This window comes from Actinomycetota bacterium (genome assembly GCA_030682655.1).
GTDB lineage: Bacteria > Actinomycetota > Coriobacteriia > Anaerosomatales > JAUXNU01 > JAUXNU01.
Genome location: JAUXNU010000187.1, coordinates 72,825 through 81,673, shown reverse-complemented (window position 1 = coordinate 81,673; position 8,849 = coordinate 72,825). Strand labels below are relative to the sequence as shown.

General features: G+C 61.5%; 7 protein-coding genes. All 7 read right to left on the bottom strand.

The features are described from left to right. Positions 1–136: 136 nt before the first annotated feature. The 7 genes from Q8K99_12615 to dnaN all read right to left on the bottom strand — a co-directional run bounded on the left by Q8K99_12615 (position 137) and on the right by dnaN (position 8,760). Entirely contained in the window at positions 137–865 is a 729-nt protein-coding gene (locus tag Q8K99_12615) for an HAD-IA family hydrolase (GenBank protein ID MDP2183397.1), read from the bottom strand. Positions 866–913: 48 nt separating this feature from the next. After that, entirely contained in the window at positions 914–3,484 is a 2,571-nt protein-coding gene (gyrA, locus tag Q8K99_12610; protein ID MDP2183396.1) for a DNA gyrase subunit A, read from the bottom strand. A 12-nt stretch (positions 3,485–3,496) separates the two neighbouring features. Then, complete coding sequence (locus tag Q8K99_12605; protein ID MDP2183395.1) at positions 3,497–3,985, bottom strand: hypothetical protein; 489 nt, start codon at positions 3,983–3,985, stop codon at positions 3,497–3,499. Between the two features lie 14 nt (positions 3,986–3,999). Further along, positions 4,000–5,907 (bottom strand): DNA topoisomerase (ATP-hydrolyzing) subunit B, encoded by a 1,908-nt coding sequence (gene gyrB, locus Q8K99_12600; protein ID MDP2183394.1) that lies wholly within the window; start codon positions 5,905–5,907, stop codon positions 4,000–4,002. A gap of 105 nt (positions 5,908–6,012) precedes the next feature. Then, entirely contained in the window at positions 6,013–6,564 is a 552-nt protein-coding gene (locus Q8K99_12595) for a DUF721 domain-containing protein (GenBank protein MDP2183393.1), read from the bottom strand. Beyond that, on the bottom strand, positions 6,561–7,652 hold the full coding sequence (gene recF, locus Q8K99_12590) for a DNA replication and repair protein RecF (GenBank protein ID MDP2183392.1): 1,092 nt from the start codon (positions 7,650–7,652) through the stop codon (positions 6,561–6,563). The genes Q8K99_12595 and recF overlap by 4 nt, the downstream gene beginning before the upstream one ends. Before the next feature lie 10 nt (positions 7,653–7,662). Beyond that, entirely contained in the window at positions 7,663–8,760 is a 1,098-nt protein-coding gene (dnaN, locus tag Q8K99_12585; GenBank protein MDP2183391.1) for a DNA polymerase III subunit beta, read from the bottom strand. Between the last annotated feature and the right edge of the window lie 89 nt (positions 8,761–8,849).

The window sequence follows — 8,849 nt, the reverse complement described above, 5'->3', positions numbered from 1 at the left end:
CCGCCCACAGGCGTCGACGTCTCTCATCGAACTCTCCCGCGAGCGCCCGATAGCGCTCTCCGATCGCATGCTCGTTGATCATACGATCTTACTTCGACATCACCAGCCAATCTCCTACTTGTTGTTTGACGCTTCCTTAGTGTTCCACTCTCTCGCCGAGTTGTCCCGCAATACGTGCTGTGTCCACATCAGACAGCTCGGCGATGCTCTCAAGTGCGACATCGGGTCCCGGGGCGAGCATCTCCTCGGCGGAAGACGCTCCCCAGAGCGCGGCGATCGCGTACGCCCCACCGGCCAGCGCCGCCTGCATGTCGTAGGGACTGTCGCCGACGTAGGCACACTGCGACAAGCGAACTCCGAGCTGATCCGCCGCAAGCTCGAGCGGGAGCGGGTCGGGCTTGTGCACCTCGGTATCGTCCGAACACACGATCACCTCGAAGTACCGCGCGAGGTTGAAACGCTCAATCCCGCGCATCGCCACGCGACGGCTCTTCGAGGTGACGATGCCCATCGGCAGACCCCGGCGGGCCAGCTCCACGAGCACCTCCTCGGTTCCCGGGTATTCCGCGATCAGTTCGTCGTGGACCTCCCAGTTGTGCTCCCGATATGCGAGAAGCAGCTCCTCGGCGTGGTCCGGCGAGATCGCGCGCATCTGCGTGTCGAGCGGGATCCCAACGCCTTGCATCAGGACCTCGTCAGGAAGCGCCGCGCCAAGGACGGCCTCGGTCGCATGCCGCATCGAAGCCAGGATGAGCGCCACCGTATCGATGAGCGTTCCGTCGAGATCGAACAGAACGGCGCGCAATGGGAGGGCGGGGCCGGACTCGGCTCCGGCCCCGCCCTGGGAGGATGTCTGTTCAGTCACGAGGAGGCGTCCCCTCGTCGCCGCGTCGTGGGCCGGGTGCACCTCGCGCTATTCCTCATCGTCCTCGACGTCGTCGAACTCCTCGCTCGCGAGTGCTTCGGCTTCGGCTTCGCGGTCGTCAAGTTCGCCCGCGGCGACCCCGGAAGCATCCTGCTCGAGCAGCGACTCCTGGCCCTCGGGCGCCGTCTTCGGCTTCTTCTTGCGTCCGGCCGCCACGCGCGCTATCGCGGAAACACAGTCGGTGGCCGACACGTTCATGACCTTCACGCCCTGAGTCGAGCGCCCAAGACTCGAGATGTCGCCCGCCTTCACGCGGATGACGACGCCCTCCTCGGAGATGAGCATGAGCTCGTGCTGCGACTGGACGATCTTCATGCCCGCGAGCGGGCCCTTCTTCTCCGTGACCTGGATGGTCTTGACGCCCATTCCGCCGCGCTTCTGCACCGGGTAGTCGCCGACCGGCGTCCGTTTGCCATAGCCGTGCTCCGTCACGACGAACAGCTCGCTGCCTTCCGGCGCGATCTCCATGCCAAGGACAGCCTCGCCCTCCTTCACATGAATGCCCCGCACACCCATCGTGTCGCGTCCCATCGGCCTGGCGTCGCTCTCGTCCCAGGTGATGGCCTTCCCTGCCGAGGAGACCATCATGACCTTCTCCCCGTCGCGGACGCGACGCACGGCGATGAGCTCGTCATCGTCGCGCAGGTTGATGGCGATGATGCCGTCCCGGCGAGAGCGGTTATACGCCTCGAGCGCAGTCTTCTTGACCATGCCCAGTTTCGTTGCGAACAGCAGGTACTCGTCGTCGGCGAATTCGCGTGTGGTGATGACGGCCGCGATCTTCTCGTCCTGCTCGAATGGCAGCAGGTTCACAGCGGCAGTCCCGCGCGCATGGCGGCCTCCCACCGGAAGCTCATGGACCTTCAGGCGGTAGACCTTACCCTTCGTCGAGAAGAACAGCACGAACTCGTGAGTCGAGCTGATGAAGAGCTGCTCAACGAAGTCGTTGTCCCGCAGGTTGACACCCGCTATCCCCTTGCCCCCGCGTTTCTGCTGGCGGTACGTGGCCACCGGGAGTCGTTTCACGTAGCCGGCCTTGGTGATCGTGACGACCATGTCTTCCTCGGCAATGAGGTCCTCGACATCGAGGTCGCGCGCGGCCCCCGCAATCTCCGTGCGGCGCTTGTTCGCGAACTTCTGGCGAACCTCGGCCATCTCTTCCTTGATGATCTGCAGAACGAGATTGATATCGCCGAGGATCTTCGTGTACCAGGCGATCTTCTCCCGGAGTTCGGCGAGTTCGTCTTCGATCTTGTGGCGCTCCAGACCGGTGAGGCGGCGCAGCCGCATCTCGAGAATCGCATCGGTCTGGGTTTCGGAAAGACCGAAGCGTTCTATGAGACGACTCTTGGCCATCTGGTCGTCTTCGCTCGACTTGATGATCTGGATGACCTCATCGATGTTGTCGAGGGCGATGACGTAGCCGTCCAGTATGTGGGCGCGCTCCTCGGCTTTGCGGAGCTCGTATCGGGTCCGCCGGGTCACGACCTCCTTCTGGTGCTCGACGTAGTACTTGAGCATCTCGGGGAGCGTGAGTGTGCGCGGTACGCCATCGACGAGCGCGAGCATGATGACGCCGAACCCAGTCTGTAGTGATGTGTGCTTGTAGAGCTTGTTGAGCACCACCTGCGGCACGCAGGTCGTCTTGAGCTCGATGACGACGCGCATACCTTTGCGGTCCGACTCGTCACGCAGGTCGGATATTTCGGTGAGCTTCTTCTCCCGGACCAGATCGGCGATCTTGGTGACGAGCTTGGACTTGTTCACCGTGTACGGGATCTCGGTGATGATGATGCGGGTCCGTCCGGTCGAGGTCTGCTCTATGTGTGCCTTGCCGCGCACCTTGAGCGACCCGCGCCCTGTCGCATACGCGTCCGCTATGCCTTCACGACCCATGATCGTCCCACCGGTCGGGAAGTCCGGGCCCGGGATGATCTTCATGAGGTCGGCGGCGGTCGCGTCCGGATTGTCGATGATCATCGTGACGCCATCGATGATCTCGCCGAGGTTGTGCGGCGGGATGTTCGTGGCCATACCGACGGCGATACCGGAGCTGCCGTTCACGAGCAGGTTGGGATAGCGGGCCGGCAGGACGAGGGGTTCTTCGAGTGACTCGTCGTAGTTGGGGCCGAAGTCTACCGTCTCTTTGTCGAGGTCGCGCAGCAGCTCCATGGTGATGCGGTGGAGCCGTGCTTCCGTGTAGCGCATGGCCGCAGCAGAGTCACCATCGACCGATCCGAAGTTGCCGTGGCCGTCGACGAGCGGAACTCGCATCGCGAACTCCTGGGCCATGCGCACCATGGTGTCGTAGACGGCCTGGTCTCCGTGAGGGTGGTACTTGCCGATGACTTCGCCGACCGTCCACGCTGACTTCTTGTATGCGCGGCCCGGGGTCAGCCCGGACTCGTTCATGGCGTAGAGAATCCGTCGGTGGACCGGCTTCAGGCCGTCTCGCACATCCGGCAGAGCGCGCGCGACGATGACGCTCATCGAGTACTCAAGGAACGAACTGCGCAGCTCGTCTTGGATATCGATCGGCAGAATAGTAGTCCCGGTCATCTCGTCTGACACTTAGAGCACTCCTCGCTGTTGGAGACTGCGGTACGCAGTCCACGCTCCTATGCTGATGAAGCCCGCGCCCATCGTGATCATGATCGAACCGCCCAGGACGCCTGCTGGTCCTGAGTCGATCGTCCTCATCAGGCCCACGATGCCCCAGATCATCAGGACTCCGCCCAGCACAACCAGAAACGCCGAGGCCGCTAGCCCTATCCGCCAGAAACCCCGGTGGGTGGGCGGCTCCTCGACGGAGAGTATCGCCAGCATTCTCTCCGTCTCGGCCTCATCCACCGTAGGCTTCTCCTTGGCGACCGCTGCGACAGCTGCGGACTCCGCGACCTCACCGGGTTGCTCGCGGTCAGGGACCGCCGCCTGTGGTTCCTCGGCTTCGGGCCCTCTCTCTTCTTCGGTCCTCAGTCGCTGGAGTTCCTCGAACTGTTCCCGCTCCCAGGGAGGCGGCTCGAACTTGCTCGCCTCGCGTCGTCCTGGACTATCGTCCATCCGATTCTCTCCCGTCAGATGTCCAGGAACCTTACGTCCTTGGCGTGCCGCTGAATGAACTCCTTGCGCGGCTCCACGTTGTCGCCCATCAGGTCTGCGAAGGACTTCTCGGCCGCAAGGGCATCGTCCACCGTCACCTGCATGAGGGTGCGCCTCGACGGGTCCATCGTTGTGTCCCAGAGCTGCTCCGGGTTCATCTCGCCGAGACCCTTGTACCGCTGGATGCCGTACTTCTTGTCTTCGGGAAGACGGGCCAGTGTCTGCTGCAGCTGCCGATCGTTGTACGCATACTCGTGCTTCTTGCCGACGCTTATCTTGTAGAGCGGCGGTTGCGCGATGTAGACATATCCCGCCTCGATCATCTCTCGCATGTACCGGTAAAAGAACGTCAGTATCAGGCACCTGATGTGTGCTCCGTCGACGTCGGCGTCGGTCATGATGATCGCCTTGTGGTATCGGGCCTGCTCCAGGTCGAACTCCTCGGCGATGCTCGTCCCAAGAGCGGTGATCATCGCCTGAATCTCGTCCGAGGCGAGCGCCCGGTTTATGCCGGCCTTCTCCACGTTGAGAATCTTGCCCTTGAGCGGCAGGATCGCCTGGAACGAGCGGTCACGGGCCTGCTTCGCGGAGCCTCCCGCGGAGTCGCCCTCAACCAGGAATATCTCTGTGAGTTCCGGCTCGCGAATCGAGCAGTCCGCCAGCTTGCCCGGCAGCGTGGATGACTCAAGAAGCCCTTTGCGGCGCGTGAGCTCCCGGGCCTTGCGCGCAGCCGCGCGTGCTTTCGCCGCCTGCGAGGCCTTTCCTATGATCGCCCGCGCGGGTTTGGGGTGCTCCTCGAGGTACTCGGACAGCGCCTGCGTCATCGTCGCCTGCACGAAACCGCGCAGCTCGGTGTTCCCGAGCTTGGTCTTCGTCTGGCCCTCGAACTGCGGCTCCCTGAGCTTGACCGAGATGATCGCCGCGAGACCCTCGCGAGCGTCCTCCCCTGACAGGTTTTCGTCCTTCTCCTTCAGGATGCCCTGGCGACGCGCGTAGTCATTGATCGTGCGGGTCAGGGCGTTCTTGAAGCCCTCGAGGTGTGTTCCGCCTTCGTGCGTGTTGATGTTGTTGGCGAACGCGAGGACCGCGTCCGAGTAGCCCGTGTTCCACTGGAGCGCAACCTCAACATGGCCCTCATTCGCTTCAGCCTCCCAGTAGATGACCTTGTTGTGAATCGTTTCCTTCTTCTCGTTGAGGTACTTCACGAAGTCGATGATGCCTCCGGCGTACCGAAACTCCTCTTGACGCGGCTCCAGCTCGCGCTCGTCGGTGAGCGTTATCTTGAGGTTCTTGTTGAGGAACGCCGTCTCGCGCATGCGGGTGGAGATCGTGTCGAAATCGTAGTGGGTCGTCTCGAAGATTTCCTCGTCCGGCCAGAACGTCACCGTCGTTCCTTGGGCCTTTGACTTCCCGATAGCCTTGAGCGGCCCCATCGGTCGGCCGTACTCGTACGCCTGAGCCCAGATCTGGCCCTCTCTCTTGACCTCGACTTCCAGCCTCTTCGACAGCGCGTTCACGACAGAGACGCCGACCCCGTGGAGCCCGCCGGAGACCTTGTAGCCCTCGCCGCCGAACTTGCCGCCGGCATGCAGGATGGTAAGCACGACTTCGACCGCCGGCTTGCGGTACTTCGGGACGTTGTCGACCGGTATGCCGCGGCCGTTGTCGACAACGGTTATGGAGTCGTCAGCATGGATGGTGATCTCGACCGCCGTACACTCGCCGGCAAGCGCTTCGTCCACAGAGTTGTCGACGACCTCGTACACGAGGTGGTGCAAGCCCTTCGGCCCGGTGGAGCCGATGTACATGCTTGGACGCTTTCGTACCGCTTCAAGACCCTCGAGTACCTGGATATCCTTGCCCGAATACGTGCTCTTGGACACACTGACTCCTTCTTGCGCCGTCGTGCCGGGGAAACCGCCGAGGAGCAACCACGAGATGTTGTGGTCTCCGCCCTCATTTTAGCACAACCTGTGGGGTTCAAGCGCCTATTCGTGCTCTGTCGAGCCACCAGGCGCTTCGTGCGGGCCGTTGGGGGCCTCTTCGCCCCTTTTCCATTCCAGACCCCTGACGGCGGCACGGACGGCGGCTTCCCGCAGGCTGTCGTCAGAGACCCCTTCGAATGCTCTCTTGATTCCCGCCCTCTCTTCTTCACTGAGAGGGATCGGGTCTACCTTCTGGGTCCATCCTTGGGACGCCATACCCTCGTCCTTTTCCCTCTCGCGCTCCATACCCACGCTCTTGGAGACAGTGAATCGCATCTCCTTGACCGTCTCCTGACCAATCTCTGAATTGAGTGCGGTTCGAAACCTCTCTGAGAGTGCCGACAGCTCGGTCGCCCATACCGGAGAATCTACGCCAACCAGAAGCTCCCCTTTGCGTGATCCGAGAATGTGGGTGTGCCTCGCGATATCATCCCCCACGACATGCACCCAGATGCGCGCGAGGTCGGCCTCTTGGACGCGGTCTGTTCCCCCGAGACGCCGAACCGCGTCCCTGAGCCCTCCGCCAAGGACAACTTCCTTTCCATGGCGCCTCACGGCAACATCACCACTTCGGCTGATTCAAGGAGCTCGGAAGAGAAGTACTGGAGGTTTGCCGTCGTCACCACGGTCTGGGTGTGTCCTCCTACCAGGGCCGCCAGGGCCTCTCTCCGGGACCCGTCGAGTTCTGACATGACATCATCGAGCAGGAGAAGCGGCGTCTCACCCGTCACCTCCTCTATCACCGAAACCTCGGCTATCTTCCACGCCAGCACGATTGACCGCTGCTGCCCCTGCGACGCGAACGCCCTTGCTTCACTCCCGTCTACCTGGAAGACGATGTCGTCCCGATGGGGTCCCGAAAGGGTCATTCCCCGCCGCACCTCCTCCTCGGCTCTTCTTCTAAGTTCGCCAAGGAGCGCCTCCTTGACCGCCTTCTTGTCGCTGTTTCCTTGGCCCGGGGGAAGCCATGGCATCTCATAGCGGACTGACAGCTCCTCGCCGGACGACACCGTCTCGTACACCCCCCGCGCCACGCTTTCCACCCGCTCCAACAACCGGGCCCGGTGGTGTGACAGACTCGCACCGAGATCCGCCAGCGTTTCGCTCCATACCTCGAGAGAGGCGCTGCTCCTTCCCTCTTTGAGAAGCGCGTTCCGGTGTCTAAGCGCCCGCTCATACTCTCGCCGGAGTGCGCCGTATGTCCTGGAGAGTTGTTCTCCGAGGGTGTCGACCGTGGCCCTTCTCCCGTCTGACGGCCCCTTGACGACCGAAATGTCGTCCGGCGTGAACACCACGGAGGGCAGGGTACCTGCGATCTCTCTCCTCCCGCGGACGCTCTTGCCATTGAGGAGGTAGCTCCGGACTCCGTCGGCGGTCACGCGGAGTTCCGTCTCAGCGCGCCTTGAGCCCTGGCTGGCTTCGAGAGTCACACGCGCCTCTGCCGCCCCTCTTCTCACCAGGTCGATCGTGGCCGGTTTGCGAAACGACCTCCCGGACGTTAGGAGCTGGAGGGCCTCTATCATGGAGGTCTTCCCGGTTGCGTTGGGACCGACAAGAATCGTGAGATTCCCGGAAAGGCCGAGTCTCTTGTACTCGTAGTTTCTGAAATCCGACAGAGTCAGTCTTGTGACGGTGAGCCCCACAGGCCGCCTCTCACCCGAGGCGGACCGGCATCAGCAGGTACAAGAACCCCTCGTCTTCCTTGGCCCTTATTACTCCAGGCTTGAGGGGGCTCACTATCTCCACCGAGACGCTCTCTGAGTCGGTCGAGTTCAGCCCGTCGGCGAGGAATGCGTGGTTGAAGGCTATCTCGACATCGGGCCCGGAGGCAGACACCATGAGGTCTTCCGAGGCGTCTCCGATGTCCTGGGTCGTGGCAGAGAGGCTGAGTGTCTGGTCCTCGGCGCTCACACTCAGGCGCAAGGGCGTGTTCTGTTGGGCCAGGAGAGAGACTCTCTTCACAGCGGCGTAGAGGTCTTCTCTCCCGACAAGCACCGTTGTTTCGGTCTCTTTGGGGATCAGCTGCTTGTAGTTTGGGAAGGTACCTTCGATTCTTCTGGTCACAAAGACGGTTGTTCCGAAGGAGAAGGAGACCTGGTTCTCTGCCACCCCTATATGAACGCTCTCTGTTCCCGCCGAAAGGCGAGACACTTCATCAAGTGCTTTCCCGGGAATCACAACCTCCAGTGTGGGTCCGCTCTTCTCAAGGATGATTTCCTTCACGGCTAAACGATAAGAATCCGTCGCCACCATCCGTAGCGATGGCCCATCAACGACAACCAGGACTCCCGTCAGGACAGGGCGGGTCTCGTCTCTTGAAACCGCCCTGGATACTCGAGAGGCTACCGATGACAGAACTTTTGTTGGGACGTCGATCTGTGTGTCAGCTGACACCTCGGGAAACTTCGGAAAATCATCGGCAGGCAGGGTCTTCACCGTGAAGGAAGACTGCCCGCAGGCTATCGAAGCAGTATCCCCTTCAAGGAATACCGTGACAGCAGCTTCCGGAAGGGATCTCACGATATCTGAGATGAGTTTCCCGGGGAGGACTGCCTGTCCCTCCTTCTCAACGTTCGCCGCAACAGAACTCCGGACTGATATCTCCAGGTCTGTTGCCTGAAACACAACCTCACTCCCTTTTGACGAAACAAGGATTCCAGAGAGGATGGGAAGCGTGGAGCGAGAGGATAGACCTCTACTTGCTGCCGACAAGGATTCCAGAAGTTCGCCCCGCGCGACCGTAAATCTCATTATTGGTCCTCTCTTAGTACATAAAGGTAAACAGTAGTAGTAATAAGGCCTGTGGAAGAAGTTAAGAAGACCCCTCTTCCCTGTTGGGT